Annotated in this window: 19 protein-coding genes; 1 reads left to right on the top strand and 18 read right to left on the bottom strand. The window is 35.3% G+C overall.

The window, feature by feature from the left end:
• Nucleotides 1-28: 28 nt before the first annotated feature.
• The 12 genes from xerC to OEZ61_RS01615 all read right to left on the bottom strand — a co-directional run bounded on the left by xerC (nt 29) and on the right by OEZ61_RS01615 (nt 12,159).
• The gene (xerC, locus tag OEZ61_RS01670; protein ID WP_057197882.1) at nt 29-940 is read right to left on the bottom strand and encodes a tyrosine recombinase XerC; all 912 of its coding nucleotides are present in this window, start codon (nt 938-940) and stop codon (nt 29-31) included.
• A gap of 66 nt (nt 941-1,006) precedes the next feature.
• Nucleotides 1,007-3,115: a type I DNA topoisomerase gene (topA, locus tag OEZ61_RS01665; protein ID WP_034530828.1), complete on the bottom strand. Its 2,109-nt coding sequence runs from the start codon at nt 3,113-3,115 to the stop codon at nt 1,007-1,009.
• A 52-nt stretch (nt 3,116-3,167) separates the two neighbouring features.
• On the bottom strand, nt 3,168-4,046 hold the full coding sequence (gene dprA, locus OEZ61_RS01660; protein ID WP_263506446.1) for a DNA-processing protein DprA: 879 nt from the start codon (nt 4,044-4,046) through the stop codon (nt 3,168-3,170).
• A 40-nt stretch (nt 4,047-4,086) separates the two neighbouring features.
• Nucleotides 4,087-4,851, bottom strand: a complete 765-nt coding sequence (locus OEZ61_RS01655; RefSeq protein ID WP_041152314.1) for a ribonuclease HII — start codon at nt 4,849-4,851, stop codon at nt 4,087-4,089.
• A gap of 2 nt (nt 4,852-4,853) precedes the next feature.
• Nucleotides 4,854-5,711: a ribosome biogenesis GTPase YlqF gene (ylqF, locus tag OEZ61_RS01650; RefSeq protein ID WP_290046720.1), complete on the bottom strand. Its 858-nt coding sequence runs from the start codon at nt 5,709-5,711 to the stop codon at nt 4,854-4,856.
• A gap of 83 nt (nt 5,712-5,794) precedes the next feature.
• Nucleotides 5,795-6,013 (bottom strand): YozE family protein, encoded by a 219-nt coding sequence (locus tag OEZ61_RS01645; protein WP_034530821.1) that lies wholly within the window; start codon nt 6,011-6,013, stop codon nt 5,795-5,797.
• A gap of 10 nt (nt 6,014-6,023) precedes the next feature.
• The gene (locus OEZ61_RS01640; protein WP_041152316.1) at nt 6,024-6,614 is read right to left on the bottom strand and encodes a YpmS family protein; all 591 of its coding nucleotides are present in this window, start codon (nt 6,612-6,614) and stop codon (nt 6,024-6,026) included.
• An 11-nt stretch (nt 6,615-6,625) separates the two neighbouring features.
• Nucleotides 6,626-7,510: a GDSL-type esterase/lipase family protein gene (locus OEZ61_RS01635; RefSeq protein ID WP_263506448.1), complete on the bottom strand. Its 885-nt coding sequence runs from the start codon at nt 7,508-7,510 to the stop codon at nt 6,626-6,628.
• Between the two features lie 56 nt (nt 7,511-7,566).
• Nucleotides 7,567-8,058, bottom strand: coding sequence for a dihydrofolate reductase (locus OEZ61_RS01630; protein WP_034530816.1), 492 nt, complete (start codon nt 8,056-8,058; stop codon nt 7,567-7,569).
• Nucleotides 8,059-8,080: 22 nt separating this feature from the next.
• Nucleotides 8,081-9,031: a thymidylate synthase gene (locus OEZ61_RS01625; RefSeq protein ID WP_041152318.1), complete on the bottom strand. Its 951-nt coding sequence runs from the start codon at nt 9,029-9,031 to the stop codon at nt 8,081-8,083.
• Between the two features lie 10 nt (nt 9,032-9,041).
• The gene (locus OEZ61_RS01620; protein ID WP_290046718.1) at nt 9,042-10,946 is read right to left on the bottom strand and encodes an ABC-F family ATP-binding cassette domain-containing protein; all 1,905 of its coding nucleotides are present in this window, start codon (nt 10,944-10,946) and stop codon (nt 9,042-9,044) included.
• Nucleotides 10,947-10,950: 4 nt separating this feature from the next.
• The gene (locus tag OEZ61_RS01615; RefSeq protein ID WP_290046717.1) at nt 10,951-12,159 is read right to left on the bottom strand and encodes a CCA tRNA nucleotidyltransferase; all 1,209 of its coding nucleotides are present in this window, start codon (nt 12,157-12,159) and stop codon (nt 10,951-10,953) included.
• A 128-nt stretch (nt 12,160-12,287) separates the two neighbouring features.
• Between OEZ61_RS01615 and OEZ61_RS01610 the strand changes: the two genes are divergently transcribed.
• Nucleotides 12,288-13,133, top strand: a complete 846-nt coding sequence (locus OEZ61_RS01610; protein WP_034530811.1) for a phage integrase N-terminal SAM-like domain-containing protein — start codon at nt 12,288-12,290, stop codon at nt 13,131-13,133.
• On the opposite strand, the gene OEZ61_RS01605 is transcribed toward OEZ61_RS01610, so the two are convergent.
• The 6 genes from OEZ61_RS01605 to OEZ61_RS01580 form a co-directional block, all read right to left on the bottom strand.
• Entirely contained in the window at nt 13,105-14,367 is a 1,263-nt protein-coding gene (locus OEZ61_RS01605) for a tetratricopeptide repeat protein (RefSeq protein WP_053791797.1), read from the bottom strand. The two genes, OEZ61_RS01610 and OEZ61_RS01605, sit on opposite strands and share 29 nt — an antisense overlap.
• Before the next feature lie 79 nt (nt 14,368-14,446).
• Nucleotides 14,447-14,722 carry an HU family DNA-binding protein gene (locus OEZ61_RS01600; protein ID WP_034530808.1) on the bottom strand — a complete coding sequence of 92 codons (276 nt, stop codon included), beginning with the start codon at nt 14,720-14,722 and terminating at the stop codon, nt 14,447-14,449.
• Between the two features lie 173 nt (nt 14,723-14,895).
• Nucleotides 14,896-16,203, bottom strand: a complete 1,308-nt coding sequence (gene der / locus OEZ61_RS01595) for a ribosome biogenesis GTPase Der (protein WP_034530806.1) — start codon at nt 16,201-16,203, stop codon at nt 14,896-14,898.
• 80 nt (nt 16,204-16,283) lie between these two features.
• Complete coding sequence (gene rpsA, locus OEZ61_RS01590) at nt 16,284-17,501, bottom strand: 30S ribosomal protein S1 (protein ID WP_034533923.1); 1,218 nt, start codon at nt 17,499-17,501, stop codon at nt 16,284-16,286.
• Between the two features lie 77 nt (nt 17,502-17,578).
• Nucleotides 17,579-18,259, bottom strand: a complete 681-nt coding sequence (gene cmk / locus OEZ61_RS01585; protein ID WP_034530802.1) for a (d)CMP kinase — start codon at nt 18,257-18,259, stop codon at nt 17,579-17,581.
• Between the two features lie 21 nt (nt 18,260-18,280).
• Nucleotides 18,281-18,847 carry a LysM domain-containing protein gene (locus OEZ61_RS01580; protein WP_290046714.1) on the bottom strand — a complete coding sequence of 189 codons (567 nt, stop codon included), beginning with the start codon at nt 18,845-18,847 and terminating at the stop codon, nt 18,281-18,283.
• Nucleotides 18,848-18,874: the final 27 nt, after the last annotated feature.

The raw sequence follows: 18,874 nt of genomic DNA, 5'->3' as shown, positions 1-18,874 counted from the left end.
AAAGCGCTTTCATTATGCAATTGTTATGTTAAGATCTTGGAAAAAACTTATTATAATCGCGTAATAAATGCTCATTAGAAACGTGAGTATAAATTTGTGTCGTTGATAAACTACTGTGGCCTAATAATTCTTGGACTGTTCTTAAATCAGCACCATTATTAAGCATTTCAGTAGCAAACGTATGTCTTAACATATGTGGATGAATGTTGGTTGTTAAAGATGTTTGCTTAACAATCTCATCTAAAATGTATTCAACTCCACGACTTGTTAATTCGTCACCGTATTGGTTTACGAAAACATAATCATGGTGTTTGTGATACTTATTAACTAATAAATCACGACAGTTAGTTTGATATTCCTTTAATGCCTTAATCAAATAGTTACCAAATGGTAAGTATCTTTGTTTATTTCCCTTACCAATTACCTTGATAATACGGTTATCAAAATCGATATCGCTAAACTGTAAGTTGACACATTCGCTTACACGCATCCCCGTATCGTATAGGATTTCAATAATTGCATAATTTCTGTAGCTAAGCATCTCATTTTTACCATGCTTGGCTGCTTCAAATAGCTCATATAGTTCCTTTTGATAAAAGAAGCGAGGTAAATGATTAGGATGTTTCTTTAAGTTCACCTGATCAAACGGATTTTGTGAGACGACATCATTTCGTTCCAAAAAATGGAAGAAAGAACGAAGTGATGAAATCTTTCTGATGACGGTATTTCTACTTTCGTCACGTTTCTTCAAAATCGTAAGATAGTTACTAACATCCAAATCATCAGTTTGCTGTAAGGTGCGATCTTCTTCCGCTAATGTTTTTACAAATTCGTTGATATCAGATTGATAAGCAATTGCTGTGTTATCAGAATATTGACGTTCATTGATTAGATATTCCATGTACCATTCAATTAATTCTTCATCTTGATATTTTTTCATTGGCTATCTCTCTTATCTTATTAAACTAATAGCCCCTAAGAGTTTTAAATCTTTAGGGGCTATTAACTATTTTTGTACGGCTTCTTCGTAATCACCGTTAGGACATACCACTTGGGTACCACCTTTAATCTTCTTTTCTACCAAGAAGTTACCATCCTTAGGACAGTCTCTTCCGATTGGTTTATCCCATGTAACAAAATCACATTCAGGGTATCTTGAACATCCATAGAAAATTCGATTCTTCTTTGATTTACGTTCAATGACATCGCCCTTCTTACATTTAGGACATGTAACGCCAATCTTTTTAACGATAGCTTGGGTGTTTCTACAATCTGGGAATCTAGAACAAGCATAGAATTTACCATATCTTCCCATCTTGATCACCATTGGAGCACCACAGACTTCACAGTTGTAACCAGCTGGTTCGTCTTTAATTTGAACATCTTCCATGTTCTTTTCGGCGTTCTTAACTTCTTTTTCAAATGGTCTGAAGTACTTATCGACAACTTCAACCCAGTTTTGCTTAGCTTCTTCGATTTCATCTAAGTTATTTTCAAGATCGGCAGTAAATTCAATGTTAACGATATCAGGGAAGTATTCTTCAATGATGTTATTAACGATTTCACCTAATTCAGTAGGTTCGAATCTTCTACCAACTAACTTAACATAGTATCTCTTTTGAATAGTACTCAAAGTTGGCGCAAAGGTAGATGGTCTACCTACACCGTTTTCTTCAAGTGTTCTGATTAGCTTAGCTTCACTATATCTAGCAGGTGGTTGAGTGAAGTGTTGGTCAGGATTGTTCTTAGCCATCTTCACTTCGTCACCCTTGGCTAGGTCAGGTAAAATATTGTCCTTTTCTTTTCCTTTGTTGTAAACCTTTAGGAAACCTTCGAACTTAAGCTTTGAACCGTTCGCTCTGAAATCAACACCATTTTGTTCCATGTCTACTGTCATGGTGTCCATGATAGCAGGTGTCATTTGACTAGCCATGAATCTGGACCAAATTAAGTTGTATAACTTGTATTGATCATTGGTTAGGTATTGCTTTAGGCTCGCTGGTGTTCTCTTAACAGAAGTTGGACGAATTGCTTCATGGGCGTCTTGAGCACCTTCTGGCAATTTACCCTTAACTGGCTTAGTTGCAGCAAACTCTGCACCGTACTTATCATGAATAAATTCAGATGCTTCGTGCTTAGCTAAAGCAGAAATTCTAGTTGAATCAGTTCTCATGTAAGTAATCAAACCTTGGTTACCATCTTTACCAATATTGATACCTTCATACAATTGTTGAGCAGCCATCATTGTCTTACCAGTCTTGAAGTTCAACTTAACGTTGGCGTCTTGTTGCATTGTACTTGTAGTAAATGGTGGTTGAGGTTGTCTCTTACGTTCCTTTTTAACAACGTTTTGAACCTCAAATGGTTTGCTCTTATCGAATTTAGCTAACACAGCTTGAACTTCATCATTACTGTTTAGTTCAGCCTTCTTAGCGTTCACTCCATAAAAGCTGGCCTTGAATGCTTCTCGACCCTTCTTCATGTCGGCGTCAATGGTCCAGTATTCCTTTGGAACGAATTCTTTGATTTCACGTTCTCTTTGGATAATCAACCATAAAGCGATTGATTGAACACGTCCGGCACTTAGACCTTTTTTAACCTTTTTCCATAATAATGGAGAAATGGAATAACCTACTAAACGGTCTAAAACACGACGAGCTTGTTGAGCATCAACTAAGTTCATGTCAATTTCTCGAGGGTTCTTAAATGCTTCCTTAACGGCATCCTTGGTAATTTCATGGAAAGCAACACGATTCTTATCGTCTTCTTTCAAACCAAGTAAGTGTGATAGATGCCATGCGATAGATTCTCCTTCTCTATCCGGGTCAGATGCAAGGTAAACATTTTTGGCTTTTTTAGCTTCAGCCTTTAGTTCCTTGATTGTATCACCCTTACCACGAATAGAGATGTAGTGAGGTTCAAAATCGTTGTCGACGTCTACACCCATCTTACTCTTTGGCAAATCTCTAACGTGACCCTTACTAGCGATAACACGGTAGGTTCTACCTAGGTATTTTTGAATGGTTTTAGCCTTGGTTGGAGATTCGACAATCACCAGTTTCTTTTTTGCCGACTGTCTTTTTTTCTTTGTTGTTGATTTTGTAGTAGTCGCCATTTACATCCCTCGTCATTTTATTTTTTTTTTAATATCTCCCAAAGGCTAATTATTAATATTTATATTCTTCTAATATGTCTTTGGCAGTAATTACTGGTTTGGCACCAGCTTGAATTAAGTCATTACAACCAACCGATAATTCGCTATCAATCCTCCCTGGGACTGCTAATACGTTTCGGTTATTTTGTAGTGCTAAATTAGCGGTGATTAAACTACCTGATCTATACTTGGCTTCCGTTACCAGTACAGAGCGTACCAATCCAGCTATAATTCGATTTCTTTCCGGAAAATGATACCTAGCTGGTCGACAACCAACTGGATATTCGCTTAGCAACAAATGATTCTTAGCAATCGTTCGTTGTAGCGATTCATTTTCTCGTGGATAATATTGATCTAAACCGGTTCCAATCACAGCAATAGTTGTACCATGATTAGCAATTGCTGCCAAGTGAGCCAATCTATCGACTCCCTTGGCTAGTCCAGAAACAATCGTTATTTGGTTACTAATAATATCAGGAATTAATCTCCTAATTACCTCAACTGAATATTCAGTATTATTTCTAGAACCAACAATTGCTAATGCTTTATTTTCTAAAAGCCCTAAATCACCAAAGTAAAATAACACAATTGGTGGCAAATATGCTTCTTTTAAATTCTCCGGATATAAGTCATCTATAATGGTTATCCATTTAACATGATTTATATGATGATCAAGTTCCCTATTTAATTTATCACTATTATAGAAATTAATAAATGTTTTTGATTTATTTTTAGATAACATTAATGTTTCTGAAATTTCTTCAGCAGTTATATTTAACTCGTCAGGAATTACGTCATAAGTGCTTTTAAGCCATTGATAAAATTGATATTCTGATTTAATACTGATGCCCTTAGCTAATTTTAGTTTTAATAATAATTCTCTTGTTTTCATATATACCTCCAGTTTTACAAGGTATATACGATAAAAGTGACTACAATAAATCAGAAACTGGTTTAAAACTTCTTCGATGAATTGGCGTTGCACCGTACTTGTGCAAAGCGTCTAAGTGCTTCTTGGTACCATATCCGGCATTATTGGCAAAATCGTATTCTGGATATTGCTTATCGTATTGTTTCATTAAGTCATCACGATAGGTCTTAGCTAAGATGCTGGCAGCTGAAACGCTGGCACTCTTGGCATCTCCCTTGATCAATTTAAGTTGATGGATATCAACATCAATTTGCATTGCATCCACGATGATTTCCTGTGGTAATTCTTTTAACCCTAATACCGCTTCTTTCATCGCTACTCTAGTTGCTTCATAAATATTAATATCATCAATTAACTTGTTATCAGCAATTCCATATGAATAGTCAATTGCCTTAGCTTTAATTTGCTCAGCTAATTCATATCTTTTCTTTTCAGAAAGTTGCTTTGAATCATTAACTTCGTAGACATCAAAGTCATGAGGTAGTACCACTGCACATGTCACAACCGGTCCTGCCAGTGGTCCTCTTCCAACTTCATCAACTCCAGCAATGACATTAATTCCTTCATTCCAAAATTCATGTTCATACTTTAAGCGTTGGTGAAATTTCTCTATCTCATGATTTCTTTTCTCAATCTGTTTAACACGCTGTGTGATTAATTTTTGAACGCCGACTCTGCTATCATCTTTATATTTTTGCAGTAGTTCCGAATTTATATCATCAACAGATTTTAAAATTTCTTTGATATCTTTGATTGATTCAGCCATTTTTATTCTTCCTCTTCTGTAGATAGGTTGTTAACATCATCTAAAGTAAAGCGGCCAATCTTACCTTTTCTGGAATCCAAAATAATTCTCATTGAAGCTCTTTCATAGTCATCTTGCATGCCGACTTTTTTAGTAATCTTTAGTAGTAAATCAACATCTGATAGTTCCATATCATCTTCTGATAGATGGTAACGATCGATTAATTCTTTTGGATTAGTGTTTCTAAAGAAATGAAGAGCAAACAACCCAACATCATCACTGTGGTAAATGCTGTCCTTAATTGCTCCTGTCATCGCTAGCTTGTTAGCAATGTCATCATTTTGGAACTTAGGCCACAAAATCCCTGGGGTATCCAATAATTCTAGTTCGTCACTAGATTTTAACCATTGTTGACCCTTGGTAACTCCGGCACGGTTACCAACTTGGGCAGCACGTCTCTTTACGATTTGGTTCAATAATGTTGACTTACCAACGTTGGGAACACCAACACAAATTGCACGAATAACCTTTTTATCGAATCCTCTTTCCTTAGCATCATCAATCTTATCAGCTAAAAGATCCTTAACAACCTTGGTGATGTATTTACCAGTAGTATTTTTCTTTGAATCAATTGCAATCGCTGCATATCCTTGATTCTTAAAGTATGATAACCATTGGTTGGTAATGTTTGGGTTTGCCAAATCAGCCTTTGTAAGAATCATTAATCTAGGCTTTCCTTGACTAATTCTTGCTACTTCCGGGTTGATTGAACTAAATGGGCATCTTGCATCCACCAGTTCAAATACAATATCTACTAAATGAATATTTTCTTCAAATTGACCAATTGCTTTCGCCATATGTCCTGGAAACCATTGAATCATATTTTATCCGCTCCTAACTTATATATATTAATTGTACTATACTACTCACCAAAAAATGAACCTAAATTCATAGGTTCATTTCTTTAGTGTTTACTATTTTGAAAATCCATCCAAGCATCATCAAAAATTGTCATACTTGGTAGATAACTAGCATTTTCTTCCAAGTATTCTGAAATTTCATCATAATCAGTAGATTGCTTGGGAAATGATTGATCGTAAAATGCGTTATTTGCAAATTGAGCAACGGCTTCGGTACTCTTAGGATTACGTTCAGTCATTAAATACTGGTAAAAACTTTTCATAGTTGCTCCTTTATTGATTAGGAATTAAGACTTTAAATTCAAAGTCACCGTCACCATTCATATCAATTTTATTAGCTTGATATGAAAGTTCCTTCTTACCACCTAATTTGTTGACATGCAAAATGATTCGACTGTTCTTACTATCTAATTCGACCCACTTTGGAATGTTGTAATGCTTACCAACATAACCAATTACAAAACGAGGTGGTACGTTTAACTTACCAACTTCAAGCTTACTTGCGGTTAATTCCACATCACCATTACTTAATAGGTGTGGATCCAAACTTAATAGGTATCCTACTTTGGAACCTAAGATGGTAATCTTACCATAAACGTATGCTTGTTTGTCTACCCAGAACTTGTAATCCATGTTTTTTTCTTTCTTTTCGAACTTTTCTAGGTAGTAACTTGATAATGCGTTAATTTGTTTTTTATTCAAACTAACACTAATTGGTGTATTGTTTTTTGATGCTGTTCCCATTTGTGGATTTACGGTTTCACTATTCATTTGCTTCCAAGCATAGAATGCACCACCAAGTAATACAAGTACTAATAAAATGAATAGGTACTTAAATAGTTTTTTCTCTTTTGCTTTTTCCATTACAATTGCCTCTAATTCCAGTCATTAAATCTAAATAATTGTGATACAAGTCTGTCGGTCATGTAATTATATCCCTTATCATTTGGATGGAAATGATCATCTGGGGAAATATAATTGTTCAACTCGCCCTTTGTATCATCTAATTTTAAAATGTCCAACGGATTAAAAGTTACTTCATCGCTTGATTCGACTAACTTTTCTTTTTGGGCCTTACTCTTATATTGTCCATATGATAGTGGTGTGATGTCAACAAAATGTGCTTTTTTACTTCTTAACACAACACCAGAAGTAATTTGGTTGTACTTCTTAACGTATTGATTAATCACATCGACGTTTGCAAAGTATACATAAATTGGATTATAGATACCAAACACGTAGATTGGTGCTTTTTTATTTTCTTTTCTGATATCATTCATTAATCTATTCACTTTGGCTTGATAAGTGATAGAAGCTTTCTTCATCCTACTATTAAAGTTAGCTTTCCCATCAACTAAAGCGTTACTTTGTAAGCTTTGTAGTAAGTCGTTACCACCAACGGTTAGAACAATAATATTAGCCTTTTTCAAACTATTTGAAAGGCCTTTAACATTGTTTTGAACACGCTTATCAATTTGATCACTACGTTGTCCAGCAATTCCATAGTTAACTGTTGTGACGTGCTTATACCCCTTTTTATTCAATGCTTGTTTAGTTCTAGATACATAGCCACCGGCTTTTTTTGGGTCACCAACTCCCTGTGTTAATGAATCACCTAACGCAACAATGGATACTTTTTTGTTCTTGTTAACATTCGTGATTTGGGTCTTGTGTCTAACGTTTGAATAAACCTGATAGCTCACACCGGCAATTCCAAATACAACAATCAAAAATAGTATGAATTTAAATATTTTTTTCATAATAATCACCCCATAAAAAAAGGTTATGTAGCAATCCATAACCTTTCTTTATTATTTTATTTACGTTCAAATATTTCAAAACGGTATGGATAAATGTTCTTATCATCAATGATTCCTTCTTTGGTTGATACTAAATCAAATTGACTATAATCAATTTCTGGCATTTGAGTATCACCTTCAAAGTCGTGTTCGATTACGGTCTTGTATAAACGATCAACATACGGAAGTAATTCAGCAAAAATCTTAGCACCACCAACAACGAAAATTTCCTTATCACTAAACTTTTTAGCAAAAGATAGGAATTCGTCTAACGTGTTGAAGACAACAACGTCGTTAGGATATTCACTTTTATCATGACTAGTTAATATGGTGTTTAAACGGTTTGGTAGTGGACGCTTAAAACTTTCGTATGTTGTTCTTCCTGCCATGATGATTTGGTGTGTGGTAGTTTCCTTAAAGTACTTCATATCAGCTGGTAAATGCCATGGTAATCCACCATTTAAACCAATTATATGATTATCTGATTCAGCCCATAAAAATGAAATCATTAGTAATAGTCCCCTTTATTGTTTATACAGCAACTGGTGCCTTGATTGGATCATGGTGCTTATAATCGATTACTTTAATGTCGTCCATGTCGTAATCAAAAATACTTTCCTTATCAGGATTTAACCATAGTTTAGGAGCTTCGTATGGTTCTCTACTCAATTGTTCTTCAATTTGAGAAACGTGGTTTGAGTAAATATGAGCATCCCCTAAAGTATGGATAAATTCACCAGGTTTTAATCCACATTCCTTAGCAATTAGTGAAGTTAATAGTGCGTAACTTGCAATATTAAATGGTACTCCTAAGAAGATGTCACCAGAACGTTGGTATAATTGACAGCTTAACTTACCGTCGTTCACGTAGAATTGGAACATGGTGTGGCAAGGTGGTAATGCTACAAAAGGAATGTCCTCTGGATTCCATGCTGAAACAATTAATCTTCTTGAATCAGGATTTGTCTTAATTTGATCAATTACGTTTTGAATTTGGTCGATAGTGCCACCAGTAGTGGTCTTCCATTTACGCCATTGGCTACCGTAAACAAGTCCTAAATCACCGTATTTCTTGGCAAAGTCGTCATCTTCGACGATTCTTTGACAGAACTTTTTCTTTTCGGCTAGGTATTCTTTCTTAAATTCTGCATCCTTTTCGGCTCTCAAACCGAAGTCGGTCATGTCTGGGCCAGTGTATTCGTCTGATTCAACCCAGTTTTTAAAGGCCCATTCGTCCCAGATGTGGTTTTTGTGCTTTAGTAAGAATTGAATATTAGTATCCCCGCGTAAGAACCATAATAATTCACTTTTGATTAAGCCAAAAGGAACCTTCTTGGTAGTTAATAAAGGAAAACCTTTTGATAGGTCAAAACGCATTTGGTAACCAAATGTACTAATTGTCCCTGTTCCAGTTCTATCATCCTTACGATGGCCATTTTCTAAAACGTACTTGGCAAGATTTAAATAAGCATCTTCTAACATGTCATTACCCCTATTCAACATATTCGCTTAAATATTCCCAGCGACTAATCTTTTCGTCGGACTGTTTATTTAAGTCGTCAATCTTTAATTGTGTTTCAGCTAGTTTATCATAATCATTTCCCAAATGGGTCATTTCTTCTTTCAATTGACTGATTTGTTGGTCTAAATCATCAATATCTTTTTCTAACTGATCATATTCCATTTGTTCAGCATAAGTTAGTTTCTTCTTTGTAGTCTTTTCTTCTGCTGGTTTTTGTTCTTCTTTTTTCTTTGCAGCATGTTCAACATGTGCTTGCTTCTTTTCTGTCTTGTTTTGATTGGCTGCTTGTTTCAAGTAGTCAGTGAACAATCCGACATGACTTTCAATATCGCCATCACCATTAAAGATTAATAGACGGTTAGCAACCTTATCTAGGAAGTAACGGTCATGAGATACGGTGATTACAGTTCCACTAAAGTGTGAAATATAATCTTCTAACACTGTTAATGTGGAGATATCCAAATCATTTGTTGGTTCGTCAAGTAGTAAAACGTTTGGTTGTTGCATCAACAATTTTAGTAAATACAAACGACGTTTTTCACCACCAGACAACTTACGAATTAGTGTACCGTGCATGAACTTTGGAAATAGGAATTGTTCCAATAAGTCAGTAACACTAATCTTATTTCCAGTATTGTCAGTAACGTGTTCACCAACATCTGTTAAGTAGTTAATTACACGCTTGTCTTCTGGAATTGGTTCAGTTTGTTGTGTGTAATAAGCCATCTTAACTGTTTCACCGATTTCAATAGTTCCACTGTCTAGTGGTAACTTACCGGTAATTACGTTTAATAGCGATGATTTACCAGCACCGTTTTCACCAGAAAGACCGATTCTTTCGTTTCGTTGAACCAAATCACTGAAGTTCTTCAAAATCGTCTTATTATTTAATGTTAGGTTAGCATCTTTAATTTCAATAACCTTTTTACCTAGTCGTTGTTGTCCTAGGTTGATGTCGATATCTTCTTCTGTTTGGAGGTTACCAACATTTTCCTTTAAGTCATTAAAACGATTAATTCTGGCCTGTTGTTTTGTTGTTCTGGCCTTAGCACCCTTTTTCATCCAAGCTAATTCTTGTTTGTAAAGTTTTTGCTTTTTATGTTCGGCAGCAACTTCTAGATCAACTCGTTCGGCCTTTTGTTCCAAGTAATCTTGGTAGTTACCCGTGTATTCGTATAGACTTCCAAATGATAATTCCCAAATCTTGTTAGCAATTTGATTTAGGAAGTATCTATCATGGGTTACGAATAGTAACGCACCCTTATACTTAGCTAGGTATTCTTGTAACCATTCGATTGAATCAAAATCTAAATGGTTGGTAGGTTCGTCTAAGATTAATAAATCAGGTGATTGAATTAATACTTGAGCTAAACCAACACGTCTCTTTTGTCCCCCAGATAGTGTGCTAACTACTTGGTTAACATCATCAATCTTTAGTTGGGTTAGGATGGTTTTAACGTCGTTTTCAGCATTCCATGCATCTTCTTCGTTCATCTTGGCTTCGGCATCAAGATATTGCCTTTCCGCCTTTGGATCATCTGGATGATTAGAATAGTTTTGCAAGGTTTGTTCATATCTTCTGATGGTGTTAAAAATATCCTGACTTCCGGCAAACACAGCTTCTAAAATGGTTAATGATTCATCCAATTTAGGTTGTTGTTTTAAGTAACCAATTGTGTATGTCTTTGAGGTAATAATTTCACCAGTAGAATCAATATCTTCCTGTGATAAAACATTTAAAAGTGATGACTTACCACTACCATTGGTCCCAATTAAACCAATTCGATCTTGTTCGTTGATGATGAAATCTAAATCCTTAAATAAGGTCTTTTCACCATATGTTTTAGTTAAGCCTTCCGCTCTTAACGTTTGCATGTAATCACTCTTTCACAATTTTTTTCGCAGCTTCAATTAATTCAGCTTTTTCGTTTTGGAATTCTCCGTTCACGATTCCAGTTTCAATTGCATATAATATTTTACCCAATGCTGGACCTGGCTTAACAATGCCATTCTTAATCAGGTCGCCACCATTGACTGCAATTTCTTTTTTATTCTTGATTGGTAATGCATCGTATTGAGATATTAAATCTTCTTCTGATTCGGCAAATCCATACATCTTAGCAATGTGGTTAGCCAAAACTAGAAGGTCCTTACCAGTTTCATACATCGCCCATTTGTCTAGAGAGCCATCCCTTAGATTTTCAACGGCCTTTGTACAAATTTCTGTATTTTTAATAGTATCGTTAGAAGCCTTCCAAGATTTTAGAAAACTAGTAATCCCAGTTCGATCAAGACCAAACTCAAATGATAGTAATGACCATACTGAAACCTCATCTGATAAGTTTAAAGCATCAATCTTAGCAATTGCTTCCAATTCACTTTGATGACTGGCAAAACCGGGGACGTATTTGTACATATCAGTATTAATCATATCCAAAATACCTTGCTTAGGTCTTTTTGCCATCATCATCTTAACAAATTCGGTGTAAATTCTTTCCACCGCAATTTTTTCTAACAATGCACTGTTTGATTTGATTGCCGCTAGTGTTTCTGATTCGATATCAAAATCCAGTTTGCTAGCAAATCTAACCGCACGCATCATTCTTAATGCATCTTCATGAAAACGTTCATTAGGATTACCAACTGCTCTAATTAAATGATTTTTTAAGTCAGTTAAACCATCGAATAAATCGGTAACATCCCCGTTTTCTCTCATCGCAAATGCGTTAATTGTAAAGTCACGACGCTTTAAGTCTTCAGCAAGTGATCTTACGAATTCAACTTTGTCAGGACGTCTATAGTCTTGGTATCCTGACTCGGTTCTAAAGGTGGTAATTTCATAGCCCTTTTTTTCATGAATTACCATTACGGTACCGTGTTCAATTCCGGTATCAACCGTTTTTTTGAAAATCTTTTTAATTTCTTCTGGGTAAGCACTCGTTGCGATATCAACATCATGAATGTCTAGTCCTAATATTGTGTCACGAACACTTCCGCCAACAAAATAAGCTTCAAAACCAGCATCTTCAATTTTTTGCATCACTGGACGAGCTTTTTCAAATTCGTTCGGTAAGTTTTCTATCTTCATCTTTATACCTACTCTCAATACAATCTATATTAAATATTAACAGATTAGCATTACAATTTACAGATTGAAGTTTGCTAACTTTAGTGCTGTAATAGGAATAAATAACTATTAGGAGTTGAACTATCCAAATGTCTAATGATTATCCATATCAAGATACTTTTGAGATTGATTTGCAGAATAAAGGATTAGCAAAAGTAACGATTAACGAATATACCAAAATCCTATCTGACATGTTTGACTACCTATCAGATTTCAATAAGGGCTATCAAAAAAATCATAAAGTTAGCAACCTGTTTAATCGTGATATTGAAGAATATCTTCAAATGCTTTTAGACGAACGCAAAATCAACCATAACACTTATAACAAGGTTCTATCACACATTAATGTCTATTTTAATTACCTATTCACCCATCAATTGAACAGCAATTTACCCACAATTGATATTAAGGGCTTAAAACACGAGCCTAAGAGCGAATTGGATATGTCCTGGTTAGATAAACTAAATACCATTCTAGCTGACGCAAACGTCCATTTTTACGCTAGAATGACCGTTCTACTAATTAGCAAGGGATTCAAATCTGAAGAATTTCTCCAACCTGGTTTTTATCGACTATTTAATCAAATCACATTCTCGGATGAGGAAAAGGTGTTTCTCAACTTATTTGATAAGTTCATTGAACCAATTCAGTTAAAGCAAAACAGTCAAGATATCTTTTTAAAGCAACGACTTTCTAAAGATCCACACATCACTTCTGCTGGTTTGCATAAATACTTAACACCTAGTGAAAAATATCTTGGATTATCACTTAGCCCATCAGAACTATTCAAGGGTTATGTCGTTGATTTCATCAAAAAAAATCCAGACCTAAGTGACTCAAAACTATCAAGTCAATTAAATTTGGATTTATCATCGATTAATTACTACAAAGGATTAATCAAAAAGACTAATCATCCATGTATTCATCAAGCATAAATGCAGCTTCATCATCATTTGGTTGAAGTTGAACATACTTCTTAAGAAGTTCATATGAATTATCACGGTCACCGTATTCACGGAAGAATAATGCTGCTTGTTTCAAGAAACTAGCATTATCAGAGAAATATGGTTTGGCAGCTAGGTAATTCTTATGAGCTTCTTTTAGTTTGTCTAATTTATCGTATGAAACGGCTAGGTTCCAGTAGAATTGAGGATCCAATTCGTGGTTTTCAATATAACTATTCAACAATTTAATGTTTTCTTCATAGTCTTCTTTGGCAACCAATAAGTTAGACATTTCCAAAACAATTTCAATATCATCTGGATCAATTTCGTTTCCCTGCTGTAGGTAGCCCAATGCTTCGTCGTTTTCAGAAAGCTTAAGTGCTTCACGAGCTGTCGCTAAGAATAGCTTTTCGTTGTATTGGTCAACGCTTAGCCCTTCTTGCAATACACGATATGCTTCTTCTTGTTTATTTACTGCATCTAATGCTTGTCCCAAGTATGGGTAAAGTGTTGCGTATTGAGGATCTGAATCACGAAGTTCTTCAAATAAATCAATTGCTTCGTCGTATTCCTTTAGTTGTAGGTAAGTGAACGCTGTTTCGAACTTAACGTCTGAAGACATATCAATTGTCTTAATTTGCTTTAGGTATCCAATTGCATTTTCAAAGTTACTGTCGTTAGCGTATGAAATCCCAATTCTTTCAACAATGTTAACAGCTGATAGATTAGTGATTCCCTTCTTAATCAAGCTTAAGTACAAAGGAATAGCCTTATTGTATTCACCCATTGTGTAATACAATTCCGCCAACGCAAATGTGATTACTTCCTCGTCAGGGGCTAATTTTTTAGCCTCTAGCAGCTTTTCACGGCTAACTTCAAATAACTCCTGAGTTTGGTATAAGTCGGCTTGAACCATCAAAGATTGAAGGTAAGCAGGTGAATCTTTGCTAATCTTGCTTAATTGTTCCAAAGCTTCATCAGTATTACCTTCACTGATTAAAATATCAGCGATGTCGGTTCTTAGTTCGTCTTCATCAGGGAACTTCTTCAAGAGTTTTTCATATAGTTCTTTTGCTTGGTTGGTGAAACCATATGAGTATAGTTCTTCAGCAAGTGAATACACCATTTCATCGCTATCATGGTGTAATGCTAGATTATATTGTTTATTAAATTCATCGATTTTTCCTTCTTCAAGGAATTCTAGTGCTTTTTGTGAGTAGCTCAAAAATCTCGCTCCTATCATTTAAAACATATAAAAAAGGCCAGTCCGTAAAACGGACTAGCCTAATTATAGCATACTGTTATTATTTAACAGCATCCTTTAAAGCCTTACCTGGTTTGAATGCAGGTACTTTGCTTGCAGGAATTTGAATTTCTGCACCAGTTTGAGGGTTACGACCCTTACGAGCAGCACGTTCACGTACTTCGAAGTTACCGAAGCCGATTAATTGTACCTTTTCGCCTTTAGCCAAACTACCTTGGATTGAATCAAATACAGCATCAACTGCTGCAGTTGCATCCTTCTTAGTTAAACCAGTTTTAGTAGCAACACTACTTACTAATTCTGCCTTGTTAGCCATGTGTGTTTCACCTCCCACAATGTTCGGAAAACAATCTATGCTTTTCGACTTATGTAATCACAACAAATTAATGTCATTACATTTATTCAAGATATCACATAAATGCCCGCAATTCAACGATTTTTAATATTTTTCAGCATAAAATATTAAATTTTTTTACTAAATAACCTTTATTACTTACGTTTTCTAGAAATGATTTTAATCGGAGTCCCAGAAAAGTCAAAGTGTTCTCTAATTTGATTTTCGATATATCTTCTATATGAGAAATGCATTAGTTCTTCATCATTTACAAAGATAACAATGGTAGGTGGTTCACTAGTAACTTGGGTTGCGTAGTAAATACGTAACTTCCTACCATTGATACTTGGTGTTGGTGTCATGGCAATTGCATCCATTAATACATCGTTTAGCATTGATGAAGAAATACGCTTAGCATGGTTGTCATAGACACGCTTGATCAAGTCAGGAATTTGGCTTAAACGTTGCTTAGTCTTAGCTGAAACAAACAAGATTGGAGCATATGATAGGTATTGGAATTGACTTCTAATCCCTGCTTCAAATTCTTGTTGAGTCTTACTGGTCTTCTTCAAAGTATCCCATTTGTTAACAATGATGATGACACCTTTTCCACCTTCGTGGGCATAACCAGCAATACGCTTATCTTGTTCACGAATACCTTCTTCAGCATTTAAAACGATTAAGGCTACATCACTATTATCGATGGCTTTCATCGCTCTCATTACTGAGTATCTTTCAGTATTTTCGTAAACTTTACCACGTTTTCTCAATCCGGCAGTATCCACCATGGTGAATTCTTGACCGTCTTGTTCAAATTCAGTATTAATAGCATCTCTAGTTGTTCCAGCAACGTTTGAAACAATTACTCTATCTTCACCTAAAATGGCGTTAACAAGTGAAGATTTACCAACATTAGGACGGCCAATTAAACTGAACTTGATATTGTCGTCATTTTCTTCTTCTGTTTTTTCATCGAAGTTCTTAATAACTTCATCCAATAAGTCCCCTAGACCCAATCCATGGGCACCAGAAATTGGATATGGATCGCCAAATCCTAATGAATAGAAGTCATAGATGTTAGCACGGCTTTCAAAGTTATCAACCTTGTTAACGGCTAAAACGATTGGCTTATTGGTTCTGTATAAAATTCTGGCAATATTATCATCAGCGTTAGTAATTCCTTCTTTTCCATTAACCATAAAGATAATTACATCAGCTTCATCAATTGCGATTTCTGCCTGTGCAGTGATTTGTTTTACGAATGGTTGATCACCTATTTCAATACCACCGGTATCAATCATACTAAATTCGTGTCCTAACCATTCACCGTGGGAATAAATTCTATCTCTGGTAACACCAGGAGTATCTTCAACGATAGAAATTCGTTCCCCAGCAATACGGTTAAAAATTGTTGATTTTCCAACGTTAGGTTTTCCAACGATTGCAACTGTAGGTAAACTCATTTAATATTCACCCTTTCTTTCATAATGAAAAAAATATCCTTCACCAAAAAATGAAGGATATTTTTAAAGATTATAATATATTATTGATTATCTTCGTCTAATCCTTTACCAACAATGTCACCTAAAGTGAATCCATTTTCTTCTTCAGGAGCATTTTCAGTAGCATTATCAGTAGCTTCGACATGTTCACTTGAATCTTGAGCATTTTCTGGTTCAGGTTCAAGAGCACGTAATGATAAAGCTAAACGATGTTCACTTGGGTTAACATCTAGAACTTTAGCATCAACAGTTTGACCAACCTTTAATACATCAGAAGGTGTATTAACATGTTTGTGTGAAATTTGAGAAATGTGAATTAAACCTTCAACACCAGGAATTACTTCAGCAAAAGCACCAAAGTCAACTAATCTCTTGATAGTAGCCTTTACAGTACTACCTTGAGGAGCTTTTTCTTCAATTTCATCCCATGGTTGTGGCTTAGTTTGCTTGATTGAAAGTGAAATTCTTCCACGTTCTTCGTCCATAGCAATAACCTTAACTTTAACGTCTTGGCCATTTTCTAGAACATCAGCAGGCTTGTTTACACGTTCGTATGAAATTTCTGAAACGTGAACTAGTCCGTCGATACCACCAAGGTCAACGAAAGCACCGAAATCAGTCATACGTGCAACTTTACCTTCAACAACATCACCAACATTTAGCTTGTCCATAACTTCTGAACGAGCTTCTTCTTGGTTCTTAGCTACAACGTCGCTGTGTGAAAGAACTAAACGGTTCTTTTCAGGAACGATTTCAACAATCTTACATTCGAATTGTTGACCGTTGTATTGGTTTAAGTTTCTTACAAAGTGGTTAGTGATCATTGATGCAGGGATAAATCCACGTACACCAGCGTCTACTACTAAACCACCACGTACTGCGTTTTGAACAGTAACAGTAATAGTTTCATTGTTTTCAGCTTTTGCCTTTAATTCGTCCCAAACCTTACGTTCTTCTAAACGACGAATTGATAGAAGGAAGCTTCCACCTTCTTTATCATCACCGATACGTGAAATTACAACAAATTTACCTTTGTCCCCAACTTTAAATTTGCTTTCAACGTCATCGACAGGTTGTGAGGATAGTTCACGACGAGGAACAACTCCTTCAACCCCGGTGTTGTCAATACCAATAATTAATTGATGATCCTTGTCAAAGGCCAAAATTTCACCACTGACAACATCGTTAATATTAACTTGGTCCACACTATCCAAGGCTTCTAATAAATCTTTGTTTGTTTGTTCATCTGATTCACTCATCTGATATTTCCTCCTTGAGACTACTATAACTTACATTCTAGACTATGTTATTAATAAAATCTAGTTTAATGATTAAATTATAGTGTTTGTTTTTTTGTTATTTCATCAGAGATGGCATCAACCACTTGATCAATTGACATTGAAGTAGTGTCAATTTCCTTTGCATCAGCGGCTTTTGTCAATGGAGACACGGCTCTATGAGAGTCTTTGTAGTCTCTTTCTTCAATTTCTTTTTTCAATTGTTCTAGTGGAACATGAATACCCTTTTCGGCATTATCTTTAAAACGACGATCAGCTCTTTCATCAACACTAGCAATCAAGAAAATTTTAACTTCAGCATCTGGTAAAACTGTTGTTCCGATATCTCTACCGTCCATAACAATACCACCTTTAGCTGCAATATCTTGTTGTCTTTGAACAAGTTCTTTTCTAACTGCACCTAGACTAGCAACAGTTGATACATTATTTGTAACATCTTCTTGTCTAATATCGTTAGTAACTTCTTGTCCATCAAGGAAAACTTTTTGTTGCTTTTCCCCAGGTTCAAAAGTAATTTCAGTATCATTTAACATGTCTAAAATCACTTTTTCGTCATCCAAAGGATATCCTAATCGTAAAGCCTTTAGAGTAGTTGATCTATACATTGCACCAGTATCACAGTAAATATATGAAAATCTTGCTGCAACTAATTTAGCAACCGTACTTTTTCCAGCAGATGCTGGTCCGTCAATCGCTACTTGTAACTTACTATTATTCATAAACTTAAACACCACTTAATTTTATTTTACTAGAATCTTTTGGCCGTTTCTAACCTTGTTAGAATCAGCAATACCGTTAAGTCTCATTAGACTTTGAACACTTGTACCGTACTTCTTAGCAACACGGTATAAATCAGTCATACCATCTTGGCCAATAACAGCATATCCACTGTTGTTATCAGTTGTTGATTGGTTGGTAGTTGTTGTTTGATTTTGTGTGTTATTGTCGTTAGTTTGGCTTTGAGTATTATTGTTTGAATTATTCATTGTGTTGTTCATGCTTGATGAACTGCTCATTGCTGAAGAACTACTCATTGAACTTGAGCTAGACTTCATTGAGCTTGAACTTTCTTTATCCTTATCACTAGATTTCTTCTTTGAAGACATTGAAGAAGATGATGAAGAAGTAGTTGTTGTAGAGTCAACGTTGTTGCTACCACTTGGGCTACTAATCATTCCGTATACTAGCGCAAATAATCCAATTACTACTAGGATTGTAATTAAAACGATTGCAACTGTCTTATGTCCTCTATGTTTTCTTCTATTTTCTACTCTTGAAAAATTACTGTAATCGTCGTTATTATTCAAAATAATGACCTCCTAATAATATCTTAT

Source organism: Apilactobacillus sp. EABW-1NA (assembly GCF_030398685.1).
In the GTDB taxonomy this organism is placed as follows: Bacteria; Bacillota; Bacilli; order Lactobacillales; family Lactobacillaceae; genus Apilactobacillus; species Apilactobacillus waqarii.
This window is presented reverse-complemented; position numbering and strand designations above follow the sequence as displayed.

Excerpts from the sequence above, each read along its gene's own strand:
- OEZ61_RS01640 (WP_041152316.1), bottom strand. The coding sequence starts at position 6,614 with ATGGAAAAAGCAAAAGAGAAAAAACTATTTAAGTACCTATTCATTTTA.
- ylqF (WP_290046720.1), bottom strand. The coding sequence starts at position 5,711 with ATGATTCAATGGTTTCCAGGACATATGGCGAAAGCAATTGGTCAATTT.
- cmk (WP_034530802.1), bottom strand. The coding sequence starts at position 18,259 with ATGAATAATAGTAAGTTACAAGTAGCGATTGACGGACCAGCATCTGCT.
- OEZ61_RS01625 (WP_041152318.1), bottom strand. The coding sequence starts at position 9,031 with ATGTTAGAAGATGCTTATTTAAATCTTGCCAAGTACGTTTTAGAAAAT.
- OEZ61_RS01620 (WP_290046718.1), bottom strand. The coding sequence starts at position 10,946 with ATGCAAACGTTAAGAGCGGAAGGCTTAACTAAAACATATGGTGAAAAG.
- der (WP_034530806.1), bottom strand. The coding sequence starts at position 16,203 with ATGAGTTTACCTACAGTTGCAATCGTTGGAAAACCTAACGTTGGAAAA.
- xerC (WP_057197882.1), bottom strand. The coding sequence starts at position 940 with ATGAAAAAATATCAAGATGAAGAATTAATTGAATGGTACATGGAATAT.
- OEZ61_RS01600 (WP_034530808.1), bottom strand. The coding sequence starts at position 14,722 with ATGGCTAACAAGGCAGAATTAGTAAGTAGTGTTGCTACTAAAACTGGT.
- OEZ61_RS01645 (WP_034530821.1), bottom strand. The coding sequence starts at position 6,013 with ATGAAAAGTTTTTACCAGTATTTAATGACTGAACGTAATCCTAAGAGT.
- topA (WP_034530828.1), bottom strand. The coding sequence starts at position 3,115 with ATGGCGACTACTACAAAATCAACAACAAAGAAAAAAAGACAGTCGGCA.
- rpsA (WP_034533923.1), bottom strand. The coding sequence starts at position 17,501 with ATGAGTGAATCAGATGAACAAACAAACAAAGATTTATTAGAAGCCTTG.
- OEZ61_RS01655 (WP_041152314.1), bottom strand. The coding sequence starts at position 4,851 with ATGGCTGAATCAATCAAAGATATCAAAGAAATTTTAAAATCTGTTGAT.
- OEZ61_RS01615 (WP_290046717.1), bottom strand. The coding sequence starts at position 12,159 with ATGAAGATAGAAAACTTACCGAACGAATTTGAAAAAGCTCGTCCAGTG.
- OEZ61_RS01630 (WP_034530816.1), bottom strand. The coding sequence starts at position 8,058 with ATGATTTCATTTTTATGGGCTGAATCAGATAATCATATAATTGGTTTA.
- OEZ61_RS01610 (WP_034530811.1), top strand. The coding sequence starts at position 12,288 with ATGTCTAATGATTATCCATATCAAGATACTTTTGAGATTGATTTGCAG.
- dprA (WP_263506446.1), bottom strand. The coding sequence starts at position 4,046 with ATGAAAACAAGAGAATTATTATTAAAACTAAAATTAGCTAAGGGCATC.
- OEZ61_RS01635 (WP_263506448.1), bottom strand. The coding sequence starts at position 7,510 with ATGAAAAAAATATTTAAATTCATACTATTTTTGATTGTTGTATTTGGA.